The organism is Flavobacterium sp. MFBS3-15 (assembly GCF_026107645.2).
Classification (GTDB): domain Bacteria; phylum Bacteroidota; class Bacteroidia; order Flavobacteriales; family Flavobacteriaceae; genus Flavobacterium.
On the sequence record NZ_JAPCHV010000013.1, the window covers coordinates 114,522 to 139,147 of the forward strand.

Genomic DNA, 24,626 nt, shown 5'->3' on the forward strand with positions numbered 1-24,626 from the left:
TTATATAGTACTCGCCACACGTTTGCGTGCAGCATGGACCGGCTCATCGCCGGCAAATCATTATGCTAACTGGGGTGGCTGCCAGATGGAGCCATGGAAGTCTGATTTTACCGATTGGTAAAAGTTTGAAATATTCCTGCTTATCTCACTATCGAGATTAAGCAAATTATAATCAATTGGGGAATGGAGCACAATTGCGGCTACGCAACTACCGCAAACGCAAAACGGCGTGCAGATCTCCATGCTGTGATCATGTTCATCATGTTCCTGAGAGACTGTCCTTTGGAATGATGTTTCCTGCGCGTGGGATTCGCTGCATGGCAATACCATAAGGCCCAGTAAGTATACTGAGAACAGCATGGTCAGGATGTGCCGCGTTTTGCCCATTCGGTAAAAGTATAAAAATATTATACACATTTGAAATTTAATTGAAAAAGTAGCTATATGATATTGCACTAATGATAGAATTCGGGAGGGGAAGGTAGTCGAACATAAATTTTATCTCACTGACTTACAGGCCTTCAAATTTTTAATTAACCTTTGTGCCATGATTGTGCCACAATTATTTATCTGTACAATTACCGACTTTAAAGTTGGGTATTCTTTATTTAGGTTAGCATAATGCTCATTTAGGTTAAGGACATTGATTGCTATGTATTTATCTTTGTTCTAATGCTGGGGATACAGTATTCTTAATTACCCTTATTATGAAAAAAGAAGACCGCAACAGCGAAGATTTCGAATCGATTACCGCCATTCACAGGGCACTCGGGCTGCCGGCACCGCAACATCCGCTTATTAGCCTCTTAAATGCGCAGGACCTGAGAAGTTCCACCCGGCCATCGGGCGCACATGTATTGAATTTTTACAAAATTTCATTCAAGACAGCATTAAGTGGAAAAGTACGCTACGGGCAGGGCTATTATGATTTTGATGAAGGAGGCTTATTGTTCGCCTCCCCCAACCAGGTCATCGGAAGTGATGGTGATGAGGATACAGAAGATTTGTCGTATTACACGATGCTGATCCACCCTGATTTTCTGCATGGCTATCCACTCGCCCGAAAGGTCAAGCAGTATGGTTATTTCAGCTACGGAACCAATGAAGCGCTGCATCTGTCTGAAAGCGAAAAAGCGATTATCCTGTCGGTCTTTCACATCATCGAACAGGAGCTCAACAGCAGGATTGACGAGTTCAGCCAGGAAGTGGTCGTATCGCAAATTGAATTGCTGTTGAATTATGCTAACAGGTTCTATAAACGCCAGTTCATTACCCGCAAAATTGTCAGCAATGATATGCTTGAGCGCCTCGAAGTTCTGCTGGATGATTACTTCCAAAATGAAAAGACAGCGAGCCACGGTATTCCGACGGTACAGTTCCTGTCGGACCAGCTTCATGTTACATCAAGCTACCTAAGTGACATGCTGCGAGCCTTGACCGGGATGAATGCCCAACAGCACATCCACAACAAACTCGTCGAAAAAGCAAAAGAGAAACTTTCGCTGACTTCATTGACTATTGCGGAAATCGCTTTTGACCTTGGGTTTGAGCATCCGCAGTCTTTCAGCCGTTTTTTCAAGATGAAAGCAAAAGTCTCGCCGGTTGAATTCCGACAGGCCTTTAACTGACAACAATACACACTAACCATAACACTCGAATATGGCCACGGCCGTATTTTTTTTTGTCTATTCCCAATACTCTGGACGAATGGTTGCTGCCTGGACGTGTTCGCAGTTTCATCTCCATTTGCGGTCGGCAGGGCGCTCCATTTTGGTTAGGCATTCCCGCGGTTCAGTTATGATACAGCATGGTTACTTATGGAACTTTGTCATGTAATTAAATATCAATGTATCATGACAACTTTAATACCTATGACTCAAAAACAAAATCAGTCCGGACTGTACCCCGCGGCTTCAAAACTTAAATCAAAAGCAGTTATCTGGATCGCTGCTTCGTGCCTAACGTGTTTTGGCTTAACTGCTCAAGAAAAGGCTTCTTCCGCATCCAGCAACCAAATTAAAACTTTTAATAAAATGAAAAATCCAGAAATTGCCGTAATGTCTTATGGCCCAATCGTAATGCCTGTAGCTGACCGCCACGTCGGCCTTCAATTGAAAGTAACTGCACCCGCAACAGGAGACAACCTGCCTGTTCTTATCATTTCCCACGGACATGGACGCTCGAACTTCCTATCTTCACTCTACGGATACGGACCAATGGCCGACTTCTTTTCAAAAAATGGATTCGTGGTTATTCAGCCGACCCACCAAAATTCAAAAACACTGGCACTTGATGCAAACCTTCCTGAAGCTCCGCTTTTTTGGAGCTCACGCCCAAAAGACATCACCTATATCATTGACAATCTTGACCAGATACTCTCTAAAGTTCCCGGGTTGAGTACTCGTGTCAACAAAGAGCAGGTAACCGTGGTTGGTCATTCCATGGGTGGCCATACTGTCGGTATGCTGGCCGGAATGCAGGTCAAAGACCCGGCTACAGGTAAAACAGTCAATGCCATTGAAAAACGTTTGAAGGCGTATGTGATGATTGGCGCTCCTGGTGCTCCGGCGGGGCTTGTACAGTCTGCCAAAGATCATTATCCTGTGCTGAATAACGGCGATTTTTCGACTATGACACAGCCGGTGTTGATAGTAAATGGCGATAAAGACATCAATCCGAACTTCTCGGTAGTAGACAACTGGCGTGCTGACGGGTACTATGTAAGTCCCGGACACAAAAGCCTGCTTACAGTATATGGGGCTGAACACATTTTTGGCGGTATATCGGGATACGACTCCAATGAAACGACTGATGAAAGCCCCGAAAGGGTGGAATTCGTAAACCAATGCATTCTTGCCTATCTGCGCAGTGCCTTAAACCCAAAAGATACCAGTTGGGAAGATGCGCAAAAGCAGCTCAATGACATTCCGGGTTCAAAAGGACGTATTGATAATAAATAAGCGTAAAATAGTAGAATTACTTATTTTATTATTTTAAAAACTAGAAGCCGTCTCGTTTGGGACGGCTTCTTTCGATGTTTTTGGAAGGTTTTTATTCTGGAGGGGAACAAAGTCGAAATCTGCTACAGTCGTTATATCACAATTATGGATTAAACTGATGATGATATTCAGGCCCGTAGTACGAATTCATCAATTTGTTTTGGAATGGCAAAGCTACTCCAGTTAAAAGTCAATACCTTCCTAATTATTTTTTGAAGCGCATTGATGTCCGATGGCTTAATTAGATAGGAATTCGCACCACTTAAAAGCGCTTCATTGGCATTCATTTCACTATTGCTGGTGGAATAGACTATTTTGGGTGTGGATTGTAACAACGGCATTTGCCTAAGCTTTCTTAAAGCTTCAAGACCGTTCATTCGTGGCATATTTATATCTAGTAGGATAATATCAGTAGGAGCATTTGCACTCTGTAGTTGTTCTACAAGCTCAGCGCCATCCAAGGCGACATGGAGCTCAAAGTCTTCTCAAGATTGTCTAAAGCGTACTTAAAAAACAATACATCATCCGGATCATCGTCAGCCAGATAAATATTAGTGAGATAGTTTTGCATAGCTTCTCTCTTTAAACATACTAAAAGATAGTTTTATAAGAAGAGCCCTTGCCAGAAGATAATCCGATAAAAGTAGGTTTCGGTAATTTGTTATGTCATAAAGATACGCTAATTATTTAAATTACAGCAATATACTCCAATATTTATTTCAGAATGCTAAATTTCAGGACCAATCTTTTGGATAAAATCAATTATGTATAGGCTCGCTAATTCTATAGTTTTGTATTTAGGATAGCCTGCTAACGATTCATAGCAGGCTATTTTATTTTGATGAAATCCGTGTCACTGAATTTAAAGGTGTTTTGATAAATACGGAGCGGTTTTACTCTCCTTGCTTTTTGAAACGTCTTTTGGTGTTCCCTGTGCTACAATAGTCCCGCCCTTGCTTCCCGCACCGGGTCCTACATCGATAACCCAGTCGCTTGCTGCAATAACTTCCATGTCGTGCTCGACAACAACTACCGTGTTACCGGCTGCAACTAATCCTTTTAGCTGTACCATAAGTTTCTCGACATCCGAGGGGTGAAGCCCTGTAGTCGGCTCATCAAGAATGTACAGTGTGCTGCCATGCTGTTGGCGCTGCAACTCTGTCGCCAGTTTAATGCGCTGTGCCTCTCCCCCGGAAAGTTCAGTAGCGGGCTGGCCTAATCGCAGATAACCTAAGCCGACCTGAGTGATGGTATCCAGCGCATGTGCCACAGCCTTTTCACCGGCAAAGAATTCATGTGCCTGGTCTACAGTCATGCGTAATACTTCAGCGATATTTTTACCGTTATAGGTGACCTCCAGCGTTTGGGGATTGTACCTGCTGCCGTGGCAGGTCGGGCATGGCGAATACACACTGGGCAGGAACAATAGCTCCACCATAACAAAACCTTCTCCCTGGCAGTGTGGACAGCGGCCCTTTGCAACGTTGAAAGAAAATCTTCCCGCGTCGTACTTTCGTGATTTTGCCATTTTGGTGGCCGCAAACAATTTACGTATGTTATCAAATACTCCCGTATAGGTAGCGAGATTCGACCTCGGTGTCCTTCCGATAGGTTTTTGGTCTACAACCACAAGGCGTCTAATCAGATCGATACCTTCGGTAATTCTCCCGCCCAGTGTTTCAACCATATTTTGTTCCAGAGGATTTTCATCTTCCTCCGGTGCAGAATGTAGTGTTGTTCCCAAATGGCCAGCTACAAGCTCGACCAGTACCTGGCTTACCAGGCTGCTTTTCCCCGAACCGGATACACCAGTTACACTCGTAAAGACTCCCAAGGGAAAATCTACTGATAATTTATTAAGATTGTTCCTCGTTATATCGGCAAGTTTCAGCCATCCTTTAGGCTCCAGGTATTCAGGGGATGCTTTGGTATCTTGGTCAAAGATGTAGCGCCTTGTTACGGATTCTTCAATATTCCGTAGCCCTTCAGGCGGGCCGCTGTATAATACCTGTCCACCATGTTCGCCGGCTGCCGGCCCAACATCCACGATCCAGTCGGCATGGTTGATTATATCAATTTCATGCTCCACCACAAATAATGAATTCCCTGATGCCTTAAGCCTGTCAAGGGAGCGCAATAAAGCTTCGGTATCAGCCGGATGAAGCCCGGCAGATGGCTCATCCAAAACATACACAACCCCAAAAAGGTTAGAACGGACCTGCGTCGCAAGGCGAAGCCTTTGCAATTCTCCGGGCGAGAGGCTGGGTGTGCTGCGCTCCAATGTAAGGTAGCCCAAACCCAAATCGAGGATAACAGTCAGCCTTGCCAATAGATCTTCAGCAATGCGATAGGCAACAATTGTTTTTTCAGGATGTTCCTTATCCGATTTTGCCAGCTGTTCCGCCAGAGGCGTTGCAAATTTTGAAAATATGTCAGCCATCTGTTCCAGCGGAACCCGGTTCATCTCTGCAATGTCTAGGCCTGCAAACTTTACAGACAGCGATTCTTTTCTTAGGCGTTTGCCCTGGCAGGAAGGGCACTCACTGCTAAGCATATACTGGGCGACCCTTTTTTTCATCAGCGGGCTTTGGGTGTTGGCAAAAGTGTGCATCACATAGCGCCTGACACCTGTAAAGGTTCCCATATAATCAGGTTGGCGCTTCTTTTTAAGCGCTTCCCTAACCGCCTCAGAAGAGTAGTTCGCATATACCGGCACCACGGGCTGTTCGTCGGTAAAAAGGATCCAGTCGCGTGTCTCTTTAGGGAGGTCTTTCCACGGAATATCCACATCGTGCCCCAATGTGGTAAGTATATCACGTTGGTTCTGTCCCTGCCATGCCGCTGGCCAAGCTGCTACGGCACGCTCGCGAATGGTAAGGGAATCGTCAGGGACCATCGATTTTTCGGTCACCTCGTATACCCTTCCAAGTCCATGGCATACCGGGCAGGCGCCTTCAGGAGTATTGGGTGAAAAGGCCTCGGCATAAATTATGGATTGTCCTTTTGGATAAATTCCTGCCCGTGAATAGAGCATACGTAGCAGGTTGGAAATTGTTGTGACACTCCCTACCGAGGATCGGGTACTTACCGAACCGCGCTGCTGCTGCAAGGCTACAGCCGGCGGCAGGCCTTCAATCTCATCTACTTCAGGGATGGCCATTTGATTGAACAGCCTTCGGGCATAAGGAGACACAGAATCAAGATACCTGCGCTGCGCCTCGGCATATAATGTACCAAATGCTAAAGAGGATTTCCCGGATCCTGAGATGCCTGTAAATACCACTAGGGCATCCCGCGGGATGCTCACATCAATATTTTTAAGATTGTGCTCACGGGCACCCTTGACCTTTACAAAACCGGTAAATTCTTTTGTGTTATCTTTTGGGTCTACTGCCATTATTTAATTTTTTTGTTGTGCACAGTCAAGGCGATTTAAAATTCTAATAAAAGAGGCTTTTAGCCTTATCAAGCGCGATAGCCATATCAAAGCCTTTGCCCAGCGTGCCTTTAAAGAGGTCACCTTCACTTTTAATGCGCGCAATGGCATTTTTAATCGTAAAGTCTTTCATTTGCAATCCTTTTTTTACCTCATCCCAGTGCAGCGGCATGGAAACCGTTGCGCCGGGTTTGGGTCGCAGCGAATAGGCGCAGGCAATGGTAGCCCCGGGCCTGTTCTGCAAGAAGTCCAGGTACATTTTTCCTTCACGATCTTTTATTTTCCTCTCAAGTGACGTAAAATCAGCCAGATTGCTATGCACAATCGAAACCAGCAGCTTTGCGAACATCTGCGATTGGTCATAACTGTATTTTGCACCTAATGGAATATAAATATGTATACCGGCAGAGCCGGAGGTCTTTACGTAGCTTACGACATTTATGGCATCCAACATTAGCGAGTTTCAAATAATTTTGGTTTAATGTGCCATGATTTTGCCACAAATTTGTTACTTTATTAAAGAACAATTTATCCAACATTTCCTGAACCTTAAATTAAAGCACAATGTGGCTAACTAGACTGGCAAGCTAGCTAGATTTTAAAGGTCGTGAAACAAAATCAGAAAAGCCTGCCACTAATACCAAGGGTTCTAAATAATGTGGATTTTTTGTAATTTTACCGTCTTTGATCACGTACGGATGAGTAAGCAATACTTCCGATAGCGTATCCTCGCTGAAACTGTTGACGTCATACATGCAAATCAGTGAACAGGAGTGTTTTGCTGTAAGCACATTGAGGCTGGCCTCATAAGCCAGTAGCTCATTGGTACCAGGAAGATTCTTTAGCGCCCAAACCATATCTCCGCAAGCCCGGACACTTTCGTATCCGGCCCTTGATGCAGATAATAAAGTTTTCTCGAGCATATCATGCATCCTGTCAGCAGTAAATTCGCCTCCTTTGATGTAGGTGTCTTCCGAGGCTAAAATTTCCAATTGGCCGCTCGCCATTTTTTCAGAGATGGATATTCCATTGCTGGCCAGGCACCGGCAATGTTCGCCGTGTCGGTCTCCCTCAAGAATATTGATGACTTTGTCGTTAGCTGCCAAACCCTCCATAATGTATGGAATAATGACTTCATACTGCTGTTCTTTGGAATCAAAAAAACCGCAGATGTGCATTGGAGACATTAGAGACTCTCCGCATACTGAAAAAGGCGTTTGTGTGCTCATGTCCCAAATTTACATATTTTACTTAACATATGTGTCTATAAGGACATTGTTTTAACCACCTTCAGCTTACGGACCTTCCGTAATGGAATCATGGTCGTAATCGGTCAGCAGCACATTTACAGTTGCCAGGGCAGTAAGCCCGGTATGGAACAATACTGCTTTTTTATCCTTGCGGATCATTTTCGCTGCAAACATTGCGTAAAGAAGTGCAATGTTCGCATAATCGAGTTTTTGGTGCGTTTTTACCGAAATAAGCGGGGCGAATCCTGCGTCATGGTCTGTCGCCCCATTTATGGCGACTACATTGCAGGCTAGCGCATTATAGAATTTCTGTGCTTTTGTATTTACACCCATGACTTTAGGGACCAGTAGCAGCCCCGCGACAAAGCCCCAATCGGCAGTACCATGCTGTGTTGGGGATAACATTTTTGATAACATATGAATGATATATCTTTAAATGATGTGATAGAGAAGACCTGGGCATGAACCCGGGCCAAGATGAAACAACCTAATTATCTTTTGCAGGCTCTTGCTGCTTTTTCGTCTGCTCAGCAAGCACGGTATCGGGAGTGATGTTGCCTAAAGCGGTTTGCAGTTTGTTTTTGAAACCGGAAACAACCTTGTCTTTGCCGGCCATCAGCGCATCATAGCCATCTTTCGCCACATCTGCCGGATCAGAAAGAGCATCCTTATCCTGTAATATCTTGCTATCCAGCATATCCGCCTTGCTGAAGAAGTCGGTATCGGTGGCTCCGGGCTGCAATGCAGTAACCGTAATTTGTGTGTCTTTCAGCTCCGAACGAAGTGCTTCAGAGAACGACAGTACAAAAGCCTTGGTAGCATGGTACACCGCCTGCCATGGTCCCGGAGTCTGGCTGGCAATAGAGGCCAGGTTCAGTATCTTGCCGCTATTGCGCGCCACCATTTCCTTTACAAAATGTTTGGTAAGGATTATTGTGGAAGCGATATTAAGGTCTACGATACCAAGTTCCTTGTGAATGTCATTGTCCTGGAACAGGCCGTAGGCACCTTGCCCTGCGTTGTTTACCAGCACATCAACAAATATGCCGCGCTGCTGTATCTCTTCGCAAAGGGCAAAGGCTTCGTCCCTGTTGAAAAGGTCTTTGGCGAAGGAAATGACTTGGATGCCATTGGCACTAAATTCCTGGGCTTTCTGTTCGAGTTCCGCCTGGTGGCGGGCAACGATTATCAGGTTATAACCGTCTGCTGCGAAAAGCTTCGCCAGCTCATATCCTATCCCTTGTGTTGCGCCTGTGATAAGGGCAAAATTTTTATTTTCTGACATATATTCAAATTTTAGTTTTATAGGTTTGAGGCTGCTTGTGATTCCAACCATCCTGCAGCGTATTCTGCGATCTCTTCCCAGCCAGGCTGTCCGCAGATGAAATGCCCCCTATCCGGGAATTCGAGGAAAGAAGCGAGGTCGCCGGTATAGGCGTCTGCATTTTTCTTATTAAGGTCCGGCGGGATGATCTCGTCTTTTTCAGCGCCGATGAAAAGCAGCGGCCTGGTGGTGAGTTCCGTGTCGAGGTCGCCCGGACCGAGCATGCAGTCGCGCAGCACATTGCGGCTGTCGAACGTCGCTGTCCTTTCATAGGCTTCGTCAGATGCCTCGCGGGACATCGCATTACCGAAGGAGCCATAAAAATCATCGGCTGTCATCTCAAAGGGCTTATCGCCCATAAATGGATTAGTGATGGTCACGCTGTTCTTAAAGAACCCCCAGTCAAAAGAAAGCATCCTGTTCGGCGCAACCGAGCTTATGCAAATACCTTTGCTGCCGAGGCCTTTGTTGATCAACAGCTGTACGATTAATCCCCCAACCGAATGCCCGATGAAGATGGCTTCGCCGCCCTCCTGCTCTGCAATTTTTTGGAATTTGTCCACGACTTCCTCAAGCCTGAGATCGCCAAGGCCTGCTGGCGGGTTTGCCCTGAGCGCTGCCGGGCTGCCTTCATGCAGTGGCCATGGTTCTGCGATGCAGCTATATCCTTTAGTTATGAAATAGTCCACCCATCCTTTCCAGCTTGTATCGTTCTGGAACATTCCATGTATGAATATGATTGTCTTGCTCATATGTCTTGTTTTTGTTTGTAGTTAGCATTATGCCCATGGGTCCAGCACGACCTTTACGCAGCCGTCCTCTTTTTTCTTGAAGATGTCATAACCGTGTGCAATCTCCGTAAGAGGGAGTCTGTGGGTAATGATGTCGTCAAGGGTAACCTTCCCTTCTTTCACATAGCCCAGCAACTTGTCGATGTGCTTTTGTGCCGGTGCCTGTCCGCCCTTGAGGATGATGCCTTTGTCGAAGAATTGCCCGATTGGGAAATTGTCGTACGTAGTCGGATATACGCCCAGCACCGAAACAATCCCGCCACGGCGCACGGCGCTCATACAGGCTTCCAGCACTTTTACGGAACCTTTCTCAAAATTTACGACCGCCTTGGCCCTGTCTAAAAAGTTCCTGTCAGGTTCAAACCCTACGGCATCGATACACACATCAGCGCCGCGACCCTGCGTTTTCTCACGGATCTGTTCTACCACTTCTTTCGGGCCGTCTTCCCAAAGTATCGTCTCACAGCCTGCGGTTGCCTTTGCCTTGTCCAGGCGGTATCGCAGCGTATCGACTACAATTACCCTGCCTGCTCCGCGAAGCCAGGCGCTCTTGGCGGCCATGATGCCCACGGGGCCTGAACCGAAAATAGCTACGGTCTCACCGCCTTTTACCTCGCCCCAGTCCACACCAGTGTAACCTGTCGGGAAGATATCCGTCAGGAAAAGGACCTGCTCATCGGTTAGGTTATCCGGTACTACCCTTGGGCCAAAATTAGCATACGGCACACGTACATACTGTGCCTGCCCGCCATCGTAACCCCCGTAAAGGTCGGTGTAGCCGAAAAGGGCGCCGCCTTTTTCTGTCAGCAGCCCTCCTTCAGGGCCATAATGCTCCGGGTTGCTGTGTTCGCAATGCCCCGGCAGCTCATGGTTGCAGAAAAAGCAGGAACCGCAGGCTATCGGGAAAGGTACCACTACCCTGTCGCCGGGCCTTAGATGGGTCACCCCTTTCCCTACCTCTTCAATAATCCCCATGAACTCATGCCCGAGGACCATTGGCCTGGGCTGCGGGATGCCGCCGGAATAAATGTGGAGGTCGGAGCCGCAAATGGCTGTAGAGGTCACCTTAAGGATAATGTCGTCGGGGTTCTGTAGTTTAGGGTCGTCGATAGTGTCACAGGAAATAGACCCCGGACCGTGGATTACGGCTGCTTTCATAGTCTGTAGTTTTTTATGTTGGTTATTGCGATACAGGCCTGAAGACGGCCTGCTGCATGGAGAATTTCTTTGACGGGACATTGTTGCCCTCCGCAAGTTCGCTGAAGGCGGCGTTCATCACCCAGGTGTCCTTTCCGTCCGTGGTAGCTGTCGACGGGTAGTTGAACCGGTCTTCCATTGCTGTGGTTTCGGTAACCCCGGCGGTCTTCCATCTGTCTTTGGTTGCAATGCGGAACACCTTGTTTACCCCGCCATTCTGCACCAGGGTGAGGGTGTTGTCGTCGTTTAGCAGCATGCCGTCCGCGCCGGGAAAAAACTGTGTTAGTCGCACTTTTTCGCCGCTGGCCGGGCTGGCAATGGTAATCTTAACCAGTGAGCCTGCCCCGTTGTTGGCGACGATAAGGAAACCCGACGGATGGTACACGATGCCGTTGGGCCCGACACCTGCAGATTGCAGCAGTTCGCTTTTACTGAATACGGTGGCTTTGCCGGCTGCATCTATTTTGTAGACCGCATAGGCATAGCTGTCAGTGATATAGGCATTGCCCTTATCGTCAAAAGCGATGTCATTGGGGAAATGGTCGCCCGGTACAAGGCCTGAAAGGTCGATGTCGGCAAGCTTCTTGCCCGATTTCAGGTCGATGCTTACCAGCCGCGCCAGTTTCTTTTTAGTTTCCGGGGTGCTGTAGATGCTGTAGTTCGCATCGCCTGCGCATACGAACAGCCTTTTGCCGTCAGGATGGACTTTAATGCCATAGGTCGATTTCAGGCTTTTGTCTTCATAAAGGACGGAATATTTTCCGTCTTTGGTGACTTTCCCGATGGTACCCAGCCGCGCCGAAGATACATAGAATGCATTGGTACCCTTGTCATAGGCAATGCCCTCCGGATAGCTGCCCGGCGCTTCAAACTCGATGCGTTTTGTCGGCTGCTGCGCAAAGGCGGCAACGCTTATTAGCAGAAGGATATATTTTTTCATGGTCTTATTGTTTTAGGGAGTATATGACGCCGTTGGCATCGTCGGAGATGTATACGGTACCGTCGGTAGCGATAGCTACGCCTGCCGGACGGCCAAAGCGTTCATTGCCCTTTAGGAAGCCCCAAAGGAAATCTTCGCTTCCTGTCGGCTGCCCGCTTTTGTCGAACTTTATAAGCTCCACTTTAAAGCCTGTGGGCGTTTCGCGGTTCCAGGAGCCATGCCAGCAAACAAGGGCACTCCCCTTGTTTGGCCCATTTTCAAAAAATGTAAAGGCTATCGGGGCGCTGTGTGCCGGAAATTCCATGATTGAGGGTACGGTCGTTTTGGCAAGCAGTTCTTTTGTGGTACCGGCCGGGTCTTCCCGGGTTTGGTCCACTTCCCTTTTGCCATAGGCGAAGGGAAAGCCATAGTTACCGTCCATCACGATGCGGTTCAGTTCTTCAGGCGGCCATTCATCGCCCCTGAAGTCACCGCCGTTATCGACGCCCCACATTTCCTTGCTCTGCGGGTGCCAGTCAAACCCTATTGTATTGCGGAGGCCGGAGGCGAATACCTTGCGTTTCCAAGTAGTAGGATCGACCTGGAGCATGGTGGCGGTTTCCTTATCGCTTTCCTTGCAGTCGTTGCATACGCTGCCTACAGAGATATAGAGTTTTCCGTCAGGCCCGAAATCCATGGTCCGGTTGGGATGCTGGCCCCCGCTGGGAAGATCTTTGATGAGCGTATCGGCTGCTTTGCCCAACTTCCCGTCAGGGTTCAGGGTGTAGCGGAGTACTTTATTGCTGTTGCACAGATACATGTAATCGTCTTTCGAGGTGATGCCATGCACGCCGGGGAAATCGGCTACGCGGACCATATCCTCAAACTTTCCATCTTTGTCCTTATCGGTCAGCATCAGGACATCGCCGGCATCCCTGCGGGTCACATAGAGTTGGCCGTTTTTACCTACATACAACATACGAGGTTTGCCGAGTCCTGTTGCCACGGGCGTAACCGTCCAGCCAGGAGCGGTTTTCAGCGATGCTGCAAGTGCAGGCGTATACTCAATATGTGTGGGAAAATTGGTTACAACGGTTTTCTTTGTGTCCTCAGGCCTGGGAATGCCTTTTTGCGCTAGGACAAGCGCAGGAATGAGGAAAAATGTTGCAATAAAATGTAGTGGCTGTTTCATAATCAGGCACGTGGTTTAGTTTGCTGAAAATCACGAATATTAAAATTACGGTATGCTTCAACGCCAGCTTGTTAAGGTATGGTAAACTTTTGTTAAACATTACAGCGTAAATTTTTAGTCTTTGCCCTACATAAATAACCAATTTAAGGAGATTGGGTGAGTAGAATATGGAACTACGCCACGAAATCGACAGAATCACGGACTAGCCAATTTCTGCTTCCATTCTTTTTTGAGTTGAAAATATTCCTCATTGATTCAGCACATTTATTGACTATTTATCATATGGTGTCAGAAGATCAATCTCACTCTTCAGACCAGGATGGTACGATGGCCTGTAGCAGATATAGCCTAGCTCCTGCAATTCTTTGAAATACTTGTGGTAGGTAGGCGCAGTATATATATGCGATTGCGACATGATCTTGCTGCGGCTGACTCTTATCCCCACCAGACGGCCCTGCCGCATCGCCATGACCAGTATTGCCATAAGCAAGGCAACATGCCAGGCGGTAAGCCTGCTATCTTTTTCGATTAACCTGAAATAATACAGTAATTCATTTACCCGCATTTGAACCTTTGTCATCATCAAATAATTGCATAATATCGTCCCGATTATAATAATAAGAGCCCAAAACCTTCTTAAAACGAATCTTGCCCGTAATCCTCAGATTTTGCAAGGAGCCGGGCGAGATATCAAGAAGCTTCCGTACAACACGGCTCTTCAGCCATTCGGGATGCACGGTTTCTTTCCGAGCATCACCGCCAGCCTGAATGATGTTGCGGATCGTACCGATTAGTAGCAATCCGAATTGGCGTAAATCCTCTTTAGTAACTCCGTCTTCCATTTTGTGCAGTTTAACTTGTAGCAATTAGTCCGAAAAGTATATCTTGCTTGCCCTGTTCTTTTTCTTTGAAGGGACATAGCGCAAGTAACCATATTCATTCATTTCCTTCAGGCAGCGGTAGTAGGTCTTATGTGCGGAAATCTTAGCAATGCGCATTATTTCAATAGTGACGGCATCCACAGGATTACAAAAGCCCCTTTCCAGCCGGTACTGAAGTAAAGCCGCATAAATGCCAATGTGCGTATTGCTGATACGCTGGTCACTGCGGGTTCTTTGGAAGAAAATGGTAAGGGGCTCAAGTGGGTTCATGGCTAAACACTTCTGGATTTACGGCGCTGCTTCTTTTGCTTCTCATCGCCCGGGCCTTCATCATCACCTTCATCGGCTTTAGCCTTTTGCGATTCCTTTTGGTTTTTCCCTTCCTTCTCGGATTCGCCCTGCCCTTTAGACTGGTTCATATCAACGCGCTTTTGGGCATCGTCATAAATATTCAGGCTTTTGAATTGTGGATTGGCTTCGATATATTGCTTCACCTCCTGCCCGTCCTTTATGAATGTAGCGGATTGCAGGTTACCCTTTTTTAAAGAGTTGATGAGGTCGTCCCTGTGGGAATTGTTATTAAGTTCCTTAATAGAATGCTTTGCCAAAGTGGCTTCGAGGTCGTAGCCGTAATTTTCATGAAATTGCTTCACCGCAAAGTTTCCCTTTTCATCGGAATCTTTAAAGTCTAATTGAACCCTACACGGTGCAACCGCTTCTTCGGCACGGGATGGAAAGCGATTAACAGGAAATATGACAGCCAGTCGGGCAATTTAAAGGCAGCTATTTATATTTCGTGTGTGGACACGGTAGCCTCACGATTTGAAATTGCAGAGTTATTAAGCGGAGCAAGAGGCAGCCATTATGCAAACGTTCCGAGGTACTGGATGGATTTTGGGAACGGAAAAGATACAGGGCAGGTCGTACTGTCGACCATAAGAAAGGTCAAGCAGCCTAAATCGGATACATTTGAGGCAGTTGAAAGTCTTCCATTTGTAACGGAAGAATTTGGAGAATTGCTGCGCCAGTCAGAAACTGATGACGATTCGCCAAGCTGTTCGCTTGCCGAAGCCCTCGAGAAGCAGGAACTATTTATAAATTCTGCATTGGCGCAGATGGGATGTTCCCTGCTGTGGCAAATGTTTCGCAGCGGGATGACAACCCACAGAGGGCTATTCCTGAATATTGCCGACTTCAGGGCAGTCCCGCTGCCCGTCTGAGCCGCGCGCCGCACGCAAACCTTCTCGGGGTTTGTGTGCGGCGCTTGACTGCTGTTATACTTGTTAGGCAAAACACTTCCTGCAACTAAAGGACAAGTTGTCCTGAATCCATCTCTACACTAGCAAAGGCTTTTCTGATTTATTAACAAACTCTCCAAGCATCAAATGGAAGAAAATTCAATGATTTTCTTTTTCAATTCAACAAAATCACGCTCAAGAGCAGCGATATCTACAATGTTGGATTTGTCTTGTACATCGGCATGACCTGAAAGCTTTCCTTTTAACTTTTGCATCTCCTTACCTATTGCCTGCTGCTCTGTTATAGCATATACCTCTGTCTGCTGGACAGAATGGTGGCCAAGCATTTCTTTTACCACATGAATGGGGACATCATTAGCCAAAGTAACCGTACTTGCAAAGGTGCGTCTGGCCTTATGTGTATTTAAGGTATCTATATCGCATAAATCAGAAATCTCCTTAAGGTAAGCATTCATCTTCTGATTGGAATTGACCGGGAGCAGCGACCCACGTTTTTTACATATAGGATGTTCTTTATAGCGTTCAATAATTTCCAAGGCCTGTGGTAAAAGAGGAATTGTGATTTCCTTCTTTGTCTTCTGTCTTTCGCTTATTATCCATTTCTCACCATCGATGCCGATTCTAATGTCTTTTGGCTTTAAGTTGAATGCATCTATATAAGCTAATCCCGTATAGCATTGAAATATGAACACGTCCCTTACCCTTGCAAGACGTACATTAGTAAATCTATAATTTTCTAAAGACTCCAGATGCTGTCGGCTCAGGGGCTTTTTCAGCATCTTGATTTTTCGGGTTTTATAACTCCTAAAGGGATTAAATGAAATTATTTCTTTATCGATAGCAATAAAAACTATTTTTTTAAAATTTGTAATGTACCTAAGCGCGGTATTGTTACCAATGTTCTTGACAGTCTTAAGGTAATGTTCGTAGTCTGTAATGAACTCGTACGACAGATCCCTGAACTCATATTTATCCACATTGAACTTGTATCGAAGAAATTCGACAAGGTGATTTTTTGAAGTTTCAAATCTTAAATGGGTACCTTTAGCGTATTCCCCGGTTCTAACCAAAGCTAAAAGTCGGTCATTATGAAGCTGAAACTCTTTAATTATGTCACCTCTTGAGCTATTTTTCCCCAAAACAAAATCTATAAGCTTCACAGCCGTAACAGATTGATTAGCAAAGAAAAGTTCATTTTTATACTGGCTGATTTTCAATTCAATTAGCTCCAAAAATTTATTCGTAGTCGCTGCATCATTATCCTCTCCAATCACGCGCCTTGTTGTTTGGTCCCATCTGTAATCTTCACATCTTCGCTGGGTAGAGACTTCTTTGGTGACATTATCAACTTTGATCCTGAGGTATATTAATTTCCTGGCACATGCCCTTTTGGAACGTTTGAGAAAAAACGTGAGACTAAAACTATTTTCCAACATAACTGATGAATTAAGTAAAGAACAATCTATTATGTCCTTGTAGCGTTATGCTTAAAAATAGTAAAATCTAAACTATGATTTTATTTGCACTGCGTTCTTAATTAACTGACTTCCTAACAATTGAGTCATAATATGATAAAAAAGGCGGCATCTAATGCCGCCCAGCAAGCAGCGATGCTCCCATGCTCGCTACCTGCAAATAAATAGCAACGTTTAGTTATAGCTATCCATTATATACAATATCAAGGTTACCAGTAGCTGTAATTATATCGTCAGCAAAATGTGATGTAACCCTGCAATTGTACAAAAGACATGGTTTCTCATTAGCAACATAACTTTCTATATCGTGCCTGTAAGAAAAGGTAATCGGCCTGCGTCCCAATAATGCAGCAGCAATGTTCCATCCCAGCATCTGCATGAAACTCTCAGTAATACTTCGCAGGCATTCCAGCTGCCGCACCTCCAATTCGATGTGTTCGGCAATCCAAGCCCGTGCGTCCGCCGCTAATAATTCCGCCTCTGCCCGCAGCTCCGCATCACTGAGACTGTATAACACTTCCTGTATCGTACTTATACCAACCGATGTTAAGGGAAATTTGTCCATTATCCTGACATAAAGAGGCAAAGGTAATAGTGTTATCTCGCTCAAAAATTTATAAAAACATTCAAAAGATTGCAAAAAACGTGCAATCTCGGTAACTGAGCTACAGCACTTTCAGTTGTCCAACCATTTATGGAGGGAATCGAACATCACATGATATGTTAGGCTGAAGTAATTGTCGCCGCAGTGTGGCGACAATTATAAAAAGAGAATACTCGCACCGCCGGTGCGAGTATTCAAAAGCTTTTTTAAGTACCATCAAACAAATTAGTAGATCTGAATGAGTATATCAGCAGATATATTCAGTCGTTCCTTCAGAGCGCGTATCATTGCAAGGCTAAGTTTTCTTTTGCCTGATAAGATTTCTGATTTACGGGAACGTGCACCTAATATTGTTGACAGTTCAGCGTCAGAAATATTCAGTTGCTCCATCCTGTACTTTATCGCTTCAAGAGGTGAAGGCTCAGGAACGGGGTAATACTCGTCCTCATATTTTTTAACCAGCATTGAAAGAATTTCCAGTTCGTCAGATTCTTCGGTATCAGCTTGCAGGTCGAGTTGCATCAGCTCATAGATACGGGCGAGAGTATCTTCATACTGTGAATTATTTTTTATCAGTCTTAACATAGCTAATCTCTTTTGCGTTAATCTTATCGTACTCCGTATGGGTTCCTAACCAGACAATGAAAACTATCTTCAAGCGGTACTCAATATCTACAATCAAACGATAGGTGTTCCCGTGTACATTAAAAACAACCCGTTTACCTGTTAGGATTGAAGCATTTCCAAACTGACTTTTTAAGTCATTCGGGCTGTCCCACTCGGCAGCAGTAACATCTTTGTACCAATACTGAAGTGGTCGTTCCGAATCCGGAAACTGCTCCCAATATTCCTTTAATGTCTTTACAGCAATTATTCTCATTGCAAATATATTAAAATGTTACCAATTTGGTAACAGCGGGTTATAAATTATTCTATAATTGTGTCAACAGTGTTGACACAATTATCATGTGCTGACTAAAAGCGGCGAAATTGTTGCCTCAGTGCGGCAACAATTTATGGTGTCATGTTATTATCTGCAGACTCTCAGAACACTCTTGACATTACGGTTGCTATCATTTGTCATCCCTAATTGTTTCCTCAGCGAAATTATTTCTTCCTGCATCTTTAAAATATCATCAGCCGTAGCATCATTTTTACTTACATTGTTTTGATTTAAGCGCTCCTGTAATTCTTTCATTTCCCTGCCAATCGAAACCTGCTCGGTTATTGCATACTCTTCTGTCTGCTTTACAGATTGGTGCCCCAGCATCTCTTTTACAACATAGATAGGCACGTTATTGTTAAGTGTTACGGTACTCCCAAAAGTTCGTCTGGCCTTATGGGTGTTAAGCTGGCTTTCAATTCCGCACACATCGGCAATTTCCTTTAGGTAGCCGTTCATCCTTTGGTTAGAAATAACGGGAAGGACGGTGTTCCTGGCAAGGCATTGGGGATGATCTTTATAGCGGTCGATTATCTTAAGTGCCTGGGGAAGCAGGGGTACGTTAAAGGAACTGCCGGTTTTTTGTCGTTCGCTAATGATCCAGAGCTCGCCGTCATCCCCACGTTTTATATCTGTTTTCTTCAGATTGTAAACATCAATATATGCAAGCCCGGTATAGCATTGGAAGACAAACACATCCCTGACAGCTGCAAGCCTCTCCACAGGCAAGGAATGGTTTTCAAGCAGCGATAATTCCTGCTTGGTTAAAGGCCTTTTAATAATCTTCTCCTTCTTGCCTTTAAACCGCTTAAACGGATCGACGGTAATAATATCTTTGTCGATGGCCCTAAGGACGATTTTTTTGAAGTTCGATATATATTTCAGGGTTGTGTTGTTGCTGATATTTTTGACGGTCTTCAGATAAAACTCAAAGTCCTTAATAAACTCATAGTTAAGTTCCCTGAATTCCATATCATCAATCTCATACTTGAACTTCAGAAATTGCTGTACATGGGCTTTTGCTGTTTCATACCGGATGTAGGTTACTTTTGAATATTCTTTTGGTACAAGTGCCAAAACCTCGCTGTTATGCAACGCAAACTCCTCAATAACTTTTGCTTTAGACACATTTTTGCCAAGCATGAAATCAATAAGCTTTTGCCCGGTAATAGTTTCATTCTCTAACATAAGGTTTGTCCTGTACTGATTAACCTTTGCAGCCAGTGTATCAAGAAACAGATTTACAGCTTTTGCATCTTCCTTTGTCCCTGTAGCCCGCTCAAGTTTTTGGTTCCAGCGTGCAGCGTCCCATTTACGCTTTGTCGAAGTTTCTTTTGGAACTCCGTCTACTGTAACTCGCAGGTAGATAGTACGTTCTTTGCTTTCTTTCGCTGAGCTCTTCAAAAAGAAGGTCAGCCCAAAACTTTGCTCTAACATAATTCAACATTTTTAAGTTAATAAAGGTCGAATTATAGCGTCTCTAAGTCAAGATGTTAACCTGCTTTACAGGTTGATAATCAAAAGATTAACCCCTATTTTGTGGCAATTTTACCCATGACACAAAATTGCCACGATTTTGCCACAAACTTTTTGTGCACTTTTGAAAATTTTGCAGGTAGATTAAAAACAAAAAAACCTGCAAAACATTGATTTTGCAGGTTTTACGATACTTTTTGAAAATTTTGCTTTCTTTTGAAAAGCCTTAAAATTCAGTAAAAGTGGAGAAGATGGGAGTCGAACCCACGACCTCTTGCATGCCATGCAAGCGCTCTAGCCAGCTGAGCTACATCCCCATGATTGTGGCGGCAAATATACTGCAATTAAATTCCAATTTCCAAATAACCGATTACAAATCTTTAAAAAAGTATTTTTTGCTCCCCCTAATTCTCCTATTTTTACCAAAAATTCAGCAATATGAGTGTTACAACAAGGCCGCAGGGCTCACTATATACCGCAATACAAAATAAGATAGCAACCGTAGAGTTTGGCCATCCTGCCAGCAATTCTTTTCCCGGAGAACTGCTGCAGCGCCTAACCGATGAGCTCAATACCCTGAGCCACAACCCCGATGTAAACGTAATCGTACTGAAAAGCCAGGGTGAAAAGGCTTTTTGTGCCGGCGCATCATTCGACGAGCTGCTCGAAGTGAACGACCTTGAAACCGGCGCAGTGTTTTTTTCGGGCTTTGCCAATGTAATCAATGCCATGCGCAACTGCTCCAAACTGATTATAGGCCGCATACAGGGCAAGGCCGTTGGTGGCGGTGTAGGACTGGCTGCCGGTTGTGATTATGCCTTGGCTACAGAGGAAAGCGCGATAAAACTATCGGAATTCACGATTGGCATCGGGCCGTTTGTCATAGCCCCGGCCGTGGAACGCAAAATGGGCAAGGCCGCACTGGCCGAGCTTACCATTGCTGCCGACGAGTGGAAAAACGCTTATTGGGCCAAAGAAAAAGGGCTTTATGCCAAAGTATTTGAAAACATCAGGGAACTTGACAAAGAAGTCGACCTGTTGACATCGAAATTGGCATCTTACAACCCCGAAGCGCTAGCCTCCATGAAAAAGATTTTTTGGCAGGGCACGGAAAACTGGGATATGCTTCTTGCTGACAATGCTAAAATTTCAGGCAGGCTGGTACTGTCTGACTTTACAAAGGAGGCATTGAGTAAATTCAAGAATAAATAATTCCTTCTCCTCTTCTTACAATATCATTATAAATCCAGTAGAGCCGTTGTATTGCAACGGCTCCGCAAATTAATATACATTTTCCCGGATAAGATCTGGACAGAAAATCATCCCCTCGTTTTCAACCAGCCGGTAATGCTAAGGCGTTCACGCTTTACAGGCTTAACTTCATGTTCCAGCAGCTGGCTTTCAAAAACCACCATCCTGCCCTGCATCGGGTAAACATCGATGGTTTTTTCATTGCCGTTGTCATCAAGATAAATGGCCAGCTCCCCGCCATATTCAGGCAGCCAGTCTTCCTCATTCAGGTAGCAAACCATTGATAATTTGCGGCGGCTGTCGTTTTGGAAAGTATCCAGGTGGCGCTTGTAAAATGTGCCTTCCGGATACACGGCATAATGAAACTCCTTCTCGTTGATGCCCATGTAGCATGTACGGTTAAGATAATTTACAAAGTCGTTGATTTTCGCAAAAAACTGCTGTTCAGCAGGATCGGTACTGTTCTCGTCCAGCCACAGGATAAAGTCGCCACGGATGGCATCAATAACCTTTTCATTCGCCTGGTTCCCGATTGCCGACTTCCTGAAGCGGTCCTCTTCATATTTGGCCAACAGTGTTTCCCGAAGGGCCAGGACTTCCCCTCTCGAAAAAAAATCATCAACAACACTGTATTTCTGCTCCATCAGGGCATCGATGACCTGCTCATACAGCGGGTTCAGTTGCAAGTCGTCCATAGAGGGTATTTTACGCCAAAGATACCCTTAAAACCCATAGCCTGCAATATGGATATTATTTAGTAAATTTGCCGCTTATTACCACAGCAATGAGCAGTATCAGGATTACCAAACAATTCACTTTCGAAACCGGGCACGCCCTTTATGGTTATGACGGCAAATGTAAAAACGTGCACGGCCACAGCTATAAGCTTTCCGTTACGGTTATCGGGTCTCCCATCAGTGATCCGGGAAATGTGAAATATGGAATGGTGATTGATTTTGGCGACCTCAAAAAAATCGTGAAGGAAGAAATCGTGGATATTTTTGACCATGCAACGGTTTTCAACAAAAACACACCCCATATCGAGCTTGCCCATGAACTGCAGGGCCGCGGACATCACGTAATCCTTGTAGATTACCAGCCTACCAGCGAGAACATGGTCATCGATTTTGCCGGCAAGATCAAAAAGCGCCTCCCTGCCTCCATCAGCCTCCATTCACTAAGACTACAGGAAACGGAAACTTCGTATGCGGAGTGGTACCAAAGCGATAACTAATCAATGCCTGGAAAAACCGGTTCAAAACAAGCTGGTATAGCGTAATTTGTTATTTTTGTTAGACTAACATCAACAAAATGAAACATACCGTACTGGCCGTAGCCGTGGCCTTGGGCTTTACCATGAATGCACAATCACCAAAACCTGCGAAAGCATCCCAGCAACCCATAAAATACCCTGTAACCAAAAAGGGCAAAACCACCGACACCTATTTTGGTACCGCCGTAGCCGACCCCTACCGTTGGCTTGAGGACGACCGTTCTGACGAAACTGCCAAATGGGTGACGGAACAAAATAAGCTCACTTTTGATTACCTCTCAAAAATACCCTTTCGCGACGCAATAAAAAAGCGCATGGAAAAACTGTGGAACTATGAGAGGATATCCGCACCCTTCCGTGAAGGTGATTTTTATTACTACTACAAGAACGACGGGCTGCAAAACCAGTCGGTACTGTACCGAAACGGCAAGGACGGCAGGGACGAGGTATTCCTTGACCCCAATACCTTTTCAGCCGATGGCACAACATCGCTTACGCAAATAGAGTTTAATAAAGAGGGTGGCCTTGCAGCCTATATGATATCTGAAGGTGGAAGCGACTGGGGAAAAATACTGGTTATGGATGCCATTACTAAAAAACTTACAGGCGAAAACATCCAGAATGTGAAGTTTAGCGGCATTTCCTGGAACGGCAGCGACGGGTTTTATTATTCTACCTATGAAAAGCCCGAGGGCAGCCTGCTATCGGCAAAAACCGACACCCATAAACTATATTACCACAAGCTGGGCACTCCGCAAAAAAGTGACAAAGTAATTTTTGGTGAAGGCGAAAAGAGGCGCTATGTGGGTGGCTATGTTACTGATGACGGCAGGTACCTCATCATTACCGCAGCCAACTCTACGTCAGGAAAAGAGCTGTTCATGCTCGACCTGAAAGAAAAAGGCAAAGGAATTGTAACACTTGTCGGCCATTTGGACAGCGACAGCCGCGTGCTGGACCACAAAGACGGCAAGCTGTATATTTACACCAACTTTAATGCACCCAACGGGAAAGTGGTAGTTGCCGATGTCAGCAATCCCGCACAGGCCAATTGGAAAGACCTCATCCCGCAAACCGAAAATGTACTGTCACCATCAACAGGCGGAGGGTACATTTTTGCCACTTACATCAAGGATGCGGTATCTGTAGCGGAACAATTTACTTACTCCGGGAAAAAAGTACGCGACATTTCGCTGCCCGGACTGGGATCTGTAAGTGGTTTTGGCGGCAAAAAAGACGAAAAGACACTTTACTACTCGTTTACTAACTACATCACGCCCGGCACGATCTATTCGTACGACCCTGCTTCAGGGAAATCAGAAGTCTATCAAAAACCGAATGTAAATTTCAACAGCGGGGAATATGTATCGGAACAGGTATTCTATAGCTCTAAAGATGGTACGAAAATTCCCATGATCATTACTTACAAAAAAGGGATACAGCTTGATGGCAACAATCCGACCATGCTATATGGCTATGGCGGGTTCAACATCAGCCTGACACCTGCTTTCAGTGTCGCAAACCTGGTTTGGATGGAAAACGGTGGTGTTTATGCGGTTGCCAACCTGCGTGGTGGCGGTGAATATGGCCGCAAATGGCATGATGCCGGCACTAAAATGCAGAAGCAAAATGTATTTGATGATTTTATCGCAGCCGCCGAATACCTCATCAACAGCAAATATACTTCCCCGGAATACCTGGCCATAAGGGGCGGGTCTAATGGAGGGCTGCTTGTGGGCGCAGCCATGACACAGCGTCCGGAACTGTTTAAAGTGGCTTTGCCGGCCGTTGGTGTGCTCGACATGTTGCGTTACCATACATTTACTTCGGGTGCGGGGTGGGCCTATGACTATGGCACTTCGGCCGACAGTGATGCAATGTTCCGCTACCTGAAAGCATACTCGCCATTACATAATATAAAACCGGGAGTAAAATATCCTGCCACACTGGTTACTACCGGCGACCATGACGACAGGGTGGTACCGGCACACAGCTTTAAGTTTGCCGCCGAGCTGCAGGCAGCGACAAGCAGCGACTCGGCCCCGGCACTAATACGTATCGACGTAAACGCAGGACACGGTGCAGGAAAATCGGTAGCACAAACCATAGCGGAACTTAGCGACATTCAAGCCTTTACACTCTACAATATGAGAAAAGCACCACAACGTGGCGGCAAAGCCGGCGGAACGCGGCTTGGCAAAAAAAGACAGCAGCTAAGAAAAGGATAACGACAAATCTAAAGGGGCTGTCTCAAAAGGATAGCCCCTTTTTCATTTTAATTAAGTTTACTTTTCTTTGCATGCTGATTTTGACATTTTAAAGTCTCCTTTTTAGCCCATAAAAGGTTATACGTTTT

26 protein-coding genes, 1 tRNA gene and 1 pseudogene are annotated in these 24,626 nt (G+C 45.4%); 6 read left to right on the forward strand and 22 right to left on the reverse strand.

Going from position 1 to position 24,626, the window contains the following annotated elements; genetic code table 11:
* Nucleotides 1-60 precede the first annotated feature (60 nt).
* A complete protein-coding gene (locus OGH69_RS12585; RefSeq protein WP_265174834.1) occupies nucleotides 61-387 on the reverse strand; it encodes a DUF6660 family protein in 327 nt (108 codons plus the stop codon).
* A gap of 320 nt (nucleotides 388-707) precedes the next feature.
* Between OGH69_RS12585 and OGH69_RS12590 the strand changes: the two genes are divergently transcribed.
* A complete protein-coding gene (locus OGH69_RS12590; RefSeq protein ID WP_265174835.1) occupies nucleotides 708-1,628 on the forward strand; it encodes a helix-turn-helix domain-containing protein in 921 nt (306 codons plus the stop codon).
* Between the two features lie 405 nt (nucleotides 1,629-2,033).
* Nucleotides 2,034-2,960: an alpha/beta hydrolase family protein gene (locus OGH69_RS12595; RefSeq protein WP_265174836.1), complete on the forward strand. Its 927-nt coding sequence runs from the start codon at nucleotides 2,034-2,036 to the stop codon at nucleotides 2,958-2,960.
* A gap of 167 nt (nucleotides 2,961-3,127) precedes the next feature.
* Here OGH69_RS12595 and OGH69_RS12600 read toward each other — a convergent pair.
* The 14 genes and pseudogenes from OGH69_RS12600 to OGH69_RS12665 form a co-directional block, all read right to left on the reverse strand.
* A pseudogene (locus tag OGH69_RS12600) lies at nucleotides 3,128-3,469 on the reverse strand (response regulator); the annotation flags it as partial.
* A 392-nt stretch (nucleotides 3,470-3,861) separates the two neighbouring features.
* Nucleotides 3,862-6,396: an excinuclease ABC subunit UvrA gene (uvrA, locus tag OGH69_RS12605; RefSeq protein ID WP_265174838.1), complete on the reverse strand. Its 2,535-nt coding sequence runs from the start codon at nucleotides 6,394-6,396 to the stop codon at nucleotides 3,862-3,864.
* A gap of 43 nt (nucleotides 6,397-6,439) precedes the next feature.
* Nucleotides 6,440-6,889, reverse strand: a complete 450-nt coding sequence (locus OGH69_RS12610; protein WP_265174839.1) for a non-homologous end-joining DNA ligase LigD — start codon at nucleotides 6,887-6,889, stop codon at nucleotides 6,440-6,442.
* Between the two features lie 133 nt (nucleotides 6,890-7,022).
* On the reverse strand, nucleotides 7,023-7,664 hold the full coding sequence (locus OGH69_RS12615; protein WP_265174840.1) for an MEDS domain-containing protein: 642 nt from the start codon (nucleotides 7,662-7,664) through the stop codon (nucleotides 7,023-7,025).
* Nucleotides 7,665-7,730: 66 nt separating this feature from the next.
* Nucleotides 7,731-8,090 carry a hypothetical protein gene (locus tag OGH69_RS12620; protein ID WP_265174841.1) on the reverse strand — a complete coding sequence of 120 codons (360 nt, stop codon included), beginning with the start codon at nucleotides 8,088-8,090 and terminating at the stop codon, nucleotides 7,731-7,733.
* 82 nt (nucleotides 8,091-8,172) lie between these two features.
* On the reverse strand, nucleotides 8,173-8,970 hold the full coding sequence (locus OGH69_RS12625) for an SDR family NAD(P)-dependent oxidoreductase (protein WP_265174842.1): 798 nt from the start codon (nucleotides 8,968-8,970) through the stop codon (nucleotides 8,173-8,175).
* A 17-nt stretch (nucleotides 8,971-8,987) separates the two neighbouring features.
* Nucleotides 8,988-9,761, reverse strand: coding sequence for an alpha/beta hydrolase (locus OGH69_RS12630; RefSeq protein WP_265174843.1), 774 nt, complete (start codon nucleotides 9,759-9,761; stop codon nucleotides 8,988-8,990).
* 27 nt (nucleotides 9,762-9,788) lie between these two features.
* Nucleotides 9,789-10,958 carry a zinc-dependent alcohol dehydrogenase gene (locus OGH69_RS12635; RefSeq protein ID WP_265174844.1) on the reverse strand — a complete coding sequence of 390 codons (1,170 nt, stop codon included), beginning with the start codon at nucleotides 10,956-10,958 and terminating at the stop codon, nucleotides 9,789-9,791.
* A 22-nt stretch (nucleotides 10,959-10,980) separates the two neighbouring features.
* Nucleotides 10,981-11,937: a beta-propeller domain-containing protein gene (locus OGH69_RS12640; RefSeq protein ID WP_265174845.1), complete on the reverse strand. Its 957-nt coding sequence runs from the start codon at nucleotides 11,935-11,937 to the stop codon at nucleotides 10,981-10,983.
* Between the two features lie 4 nt (nucleotides 11,938-11,941).
* On the reverse strand, nucleotides 11,942-13,108 hold the full coding sequence (locus OGH69_RS12645; RefSeq protein ID WP_265174846.1) for a PQQ-dependent sugar dehydrogenase: 1,167 nt from the start codon (nucleotides 13,106-13,108) through the stop codon (nucleotides 11,942-11,944).
* Between the two features lie 271 nt (nucleotides 13,109-13,379).
* On the reverse strand, nucleotides 13,380-13,691 hold the full coding sequence (locus tag OGH69_RS12650) for a hypothetical protein (protein WP_265174847.1): 312 nt from the start codon (nucleotides 13,689-13,691) through the stop codon (nucleotides 13,380-13,382).
* Nucleotides 13,660-13,950, reverse strand: coding sequence for a helix-turn-helix domain-containing protein (locus tag OGH69_RS12655; RefSeq protein ID WP_265174848.1), 291 nt, complete (start codon nucleotides 13,948-13,950; stop codon nucleotides 13,660-13,662). Before OGH69_RS12655 ends, OGH69_RS12650 begins: the two co-directional genes overlap by 32 nt.
* 24 nt (nucleotides 13,951-13,974) lie before the next feature.
* The gene (locus OGH69_RS12660) at nucleotides 13,975-14,259 is read right to left on the reverse strand and encodes a hypothetical protein (RefSeq protein ID WP_265174849.1); all 285 of its coding nucleotides are present in this window, start codon (nucleotides 14,257-14,259) and stop codon (nucleotides 13,975-13,977) included.
* Between the two features lie 2 nt (nucleotides 14,260-14,261).
* Entirely contained in the window at nucleotides 14,262-14,642 is a 381-nt protein-coding gene (locus tag OGH69_RS12665; protein WP_265174850.1) for a hypothetical protein, read from the reverse strand.
* A 39-nt stretch (nucleotides 14,643-14,681) separates the two neighbouring features.
* Here OGH69_RS12665 and OGH69_RS12670 point away from each other — a divergent pair, with 39 nt between their 5' ends.
* The gene (locus OGH69_RS12670) at nucleotides 14,682-15,209 is read left to right on the forward strand and encodes a PRTRC system ThiF family protein (protein WP_265174851.1); all 528 of its coding nucleotides are present in this window, start codon (nucleotides 14,682-14,684) and stop codon (nucleotides 15,207-15,209) included.
* 161 nt (nucleotides 15,210-15,370) lie between these two features.
* Here OGH69_RS12670 and OGH69_RS12675 read toward each other — a convergent pair whose 3' ends face one another.
* The 6 genes from OGH69_RS12675 to OGH69_RS12700 all read right to left on the reverse strand — a co-directional run bounded on the left by OGH69_RS12675 (nucleotide 15,371) and on the right by OGH69_RS12700 (nucleotide 20,063).
* On the reverse strand, nucleotides 15,371-16,684 hold the full coding sequence (locus OGH69_RS12675; RefSeq protein WP_265174852.1) for a site-specific integrase: 1,314 nt from the start codon (nucleotides 16,682-16,684) through the stop codon (nucleotides 15,371-15,373).
* A 223-nt stretch (nucleotides 16,685-16,907) separates the two neighbouring features.
* Entirely contained in the window at nucleotides 16,908-17,288 is a 381-nt protein-coding gene (locus tag OGH69_RS12680; protein ID WP_265174853.1) for a hypothetical protein, read from the reverse strand.
* Nucleotides 17,289-17,552: 264 nt separating this feature from the next.
* On the reverse strand, nucleotides 17,553-17,912 hold the full coding sequence (locus tag OGH69_RS12685; protein WP_257869152.1) for a helix-turn-helix domain-containing protein: 360 nt from the start codon (nucleotides 17,910-17,912) through the stop codon (nucleotides 17,553-17,555).
* Complete coding sequence (locus tag OGH69_RS12690; RefSeq protein WP_265174854.1) at nucleotides 17,890-18,207, reverse strand: type II toxin-antitoxin system HigB family toxin; 318 nt, start codon at nucleotides 18,205-18,207, stop codon at nucleotides 17,890-17,892. The genes OGH69_RS12685 and OGH69_RS12690 overlap by 23 nt, the downstream gene beginning before the upstream one ends.
* A 150-nt stretch (nucleotides 18,208-18,357) precedes the next feature.
* Complete coding sequence (locus OGH69_RS12695; protein WP_265174855.1) at nucleotides 18,358-19,707, reverse strand: site-specific integrase; 1,350 nt, start codon at nucleotides 19,705-19,707, stop codon at nucleotides 18,358-18,360.
* Nucleotides 19,708-19,989: 282 nt separating this feature from the next.
* Nucleotides 19,990-20,063: transfer RNA gene (locus OGH69_RS12700), tRNA-Ala, on the reverse strand.
* A 121-nt stretch (nucleotides 20,064-20,184) separates the two neighbouring features.
* On the opposite strand from OGH69_RS12700, the gene OGH69_RS12705 reads away from it, so the two are divergent.
* Nucleotides 20,185-20,958: an enoyl-CoA hydratase/isomerase family protein gene (locus OGH69_RS12705; RefSeq protein WP_265174856.1), complete on the forward strand. Its 774-nt coding sequence runs from the start codon at nucleotides 20,185-20,187 to the stop codon at nucleotides 20,956-20,958.
* 107 nt (nucleotides 20,959-21,065) lie between these two features.
* On the opposite strand, the gene OGH69_RS12710 is transcribed toward OGH69_RS12705, so the two are convergent.
* The gene (locus OGH69_RS12710) at nucleotides 21,066-21,692 is read right to left on the reverse strand and encodes a 2OG-Fe(II) oxygenase (RefSeq protein WP_265174857.1); all 627 of its coding nucleotides are present in this window, start codon (nucleotides 21,690-21,692) and stop codon (nucleotides 21,066-21,068) included.
* 89 nt (nucleotides 21,693-21,781) lie between these two features.
* Between OGH69_RS12710 and OGH69_RS12715 the strand changes: the two genes are divergently transcribed.
* Together OGH69_RS12715 and OGH69_RS12720 are read left to right on the forward strand one after the other, a co-directional pair.
* Nucleotides 21,782-22,231, forward strand: a complete 450-nt coding sequence (locus tag OGH69_RS12715; RefSeq protein WP_265174858.1) for a 6-pyruvoyl trahydropterin synthase family protein — start codon at nucleotides 21,782-21,784, stop codon at nucleotides 22,229-22,231.
* Nucleotides 22,232-22,353: 122 nt separating this feature from the next.
* Nucleotides 22,354-24,498 (forward strand): prolyl oligopeptidase family serine peptidase, encoded by a 2,145-nt coding sequence (locus OGH69_RS12720; RefSeq protein ID WP_265174860.1) that lies wholly within the window; start codon nucleotides 22,354-22,356, stop codon nucleotides 24,496-24,498.
* Nucleotides 24,499-24,626: the final 128 nt, after the last annotated feature.

Coding starts and splice junctions, on each gene's coding strand:
- OGH69_RS12715 (WP_265174858.1), top strand. CDS start 21,782: ATGAGCAGTATCAGGATTACCAAACAATTCACTTTCGAAACCGGGCAC.
- OGH69_RS12675 (WP_265174852.1), bottom strand. CDS start 16,684: ATGTTGGAAAATAGTTTTAGTCTCACGTTTTTTCTCAAACGTTCCAAA.
- OGH69_RS12625 (WP_265174842.1), bottom strand. CDS start 8,970: ATGTCAGAAAATAAAAATTTTGCCCTTATCACAGGCGCAACACAAGGG.
- OGH69_RS12685 (WP_257869152.1), bottom strand. CDS start 17,912: ATGTTAAGACTGATAAAAAATAATTCACAGTATGAAGATACTCTCGCC.
- OGH69_RS12650 (WP_265174847.1), bottom strand. CDS start 13,691: ATGATGACAAAGGTTCAAATGCGGGTAAATGAATTACTGTATTATTTC.
- OGH69_RS12710 (WP_265174857.1), bottom strand. CDS start 21,692: ATGGACGACTTGCAACTGAACCCGCTGTATGAGCAGGTCATCGATGCC.
- OGH69_RS12655 (WP_265174848.1), bottom strand. CDS start 13,950: ATGGAAGACGGAGTTACTAAAGAGGATTTACGCCAATTCGGATTGCTA.
- OGH69_RS12610 (WP_265174839.1), bottom strand. CDS start 6,889: ATGTTGGATGCCATAAATGTCGTAAGCTACGTAAAGACCTCCGGCTCT.
- OGH69_RS12595 (WP_265174836.1), top strand. CDS start 2,034: ATGAAAAATCCAGAAATTGCCGTAATGTCTTATGGCCCAATCGTAATG.
- OGH69_RS12615 (WP_265174840.1), bottom strand. CDS start 7,664: ATGAGCACACAAACGCCTTTTTCAGTATGCGGAGAGTCTCTAATGTCT.
- OGH69_RS12585 (WP_265174834.1), bottom strand. CDS start 387: ATGGGCAAAACGCGGCACATCCTGACCATGCTGTTCTCAGTATACTTA.
- OGH69_RS12680 (WP_265174853.1), bottom strand. CDS start 17,288: ATGGACAAATTTCCCTTAACATCGGTTGGTATAAGTACGATACAGGAA.
- uvrA (WP_265174838.1), bottom strand. CDS start 6,396: ATGGCAGTAGACCCAAAAGATAACACAAAAGAATTTACCGGTTTTGTA.
- OGH69_RS12720 (WP_265174860.1), top strand. CDS start 22,354: ATGAATGCACAATCACCAAAACCTGCGAAAGCATCCCAGCAACCCATA.
- OGH69_RS12620 (WP_265174841.1), bottom strand. CDS start 8,090: ATGTTATCCCCAACACAGCATGGTACTGCCGATTGGGGCTTTGTCGCG.
- OGH69_RS12640 (WP_265174845.1), bottom strand. CDS start 11,937: ATGAAAAAATATATCCTTCTGCTAATAAGCGTTGCCGCCTTTGCGCAG.
- OGH69_RS12695 (WP_265174855.1), bottom strand. CDS start 19,707: ATGTTAGAGCAAAGTTTTGGGCTGACCTTCTTTTTGAAGAGCTCAGCG.
- OGH69_RS12690 (WP_265174854.1), bottom strand. CDS start 18,207: ATGAGAATAATTGCTGTAAAGACATTAAAGGAATATTGGGAGCAGTTT.
- OGH69_RS12660 (WP_265174849.1), bottom strand. CDS start 14,259: ATGAACCCACTTGAGCCCCTTACCATTTTCTTCCAAAGAACCCGCAGT.
- OGH69_RS12635 (WP_265174844.1), bottom strand. CDS start 10,958: ATGAAAGCAGCCGTAATCCACGGTCCGGGGTCTATTTCCTGTGACACT.
- OGH69_RS12630 (WP_265174843.1), bottom strand. CDS start 9,761: ATGAGCAAGACAATCATATTCATACATGGAATGTTCCAGAACGATACA.
- OGH69_RS12645 (WP_265174846.1), bottom strand. CDS start 13,108: ATGAAACAGCCACTACATTTTATTGCAACATTTTTCCTCATTCCTGCG.
- OGH69_RS12705 (WP_265174856.1), top strand. CDS start 20,185: ATGAGTGTTACAACAAGGCCGCAGGGCTCACTATATACCGCAATACAA.
- OGH69_RS12590 (WP_265174835.1), top strand. CDS start 708: ATGAAAAAAGAAGACCGCAACAGCGAAGATTTCGAATCGATTACCGCC.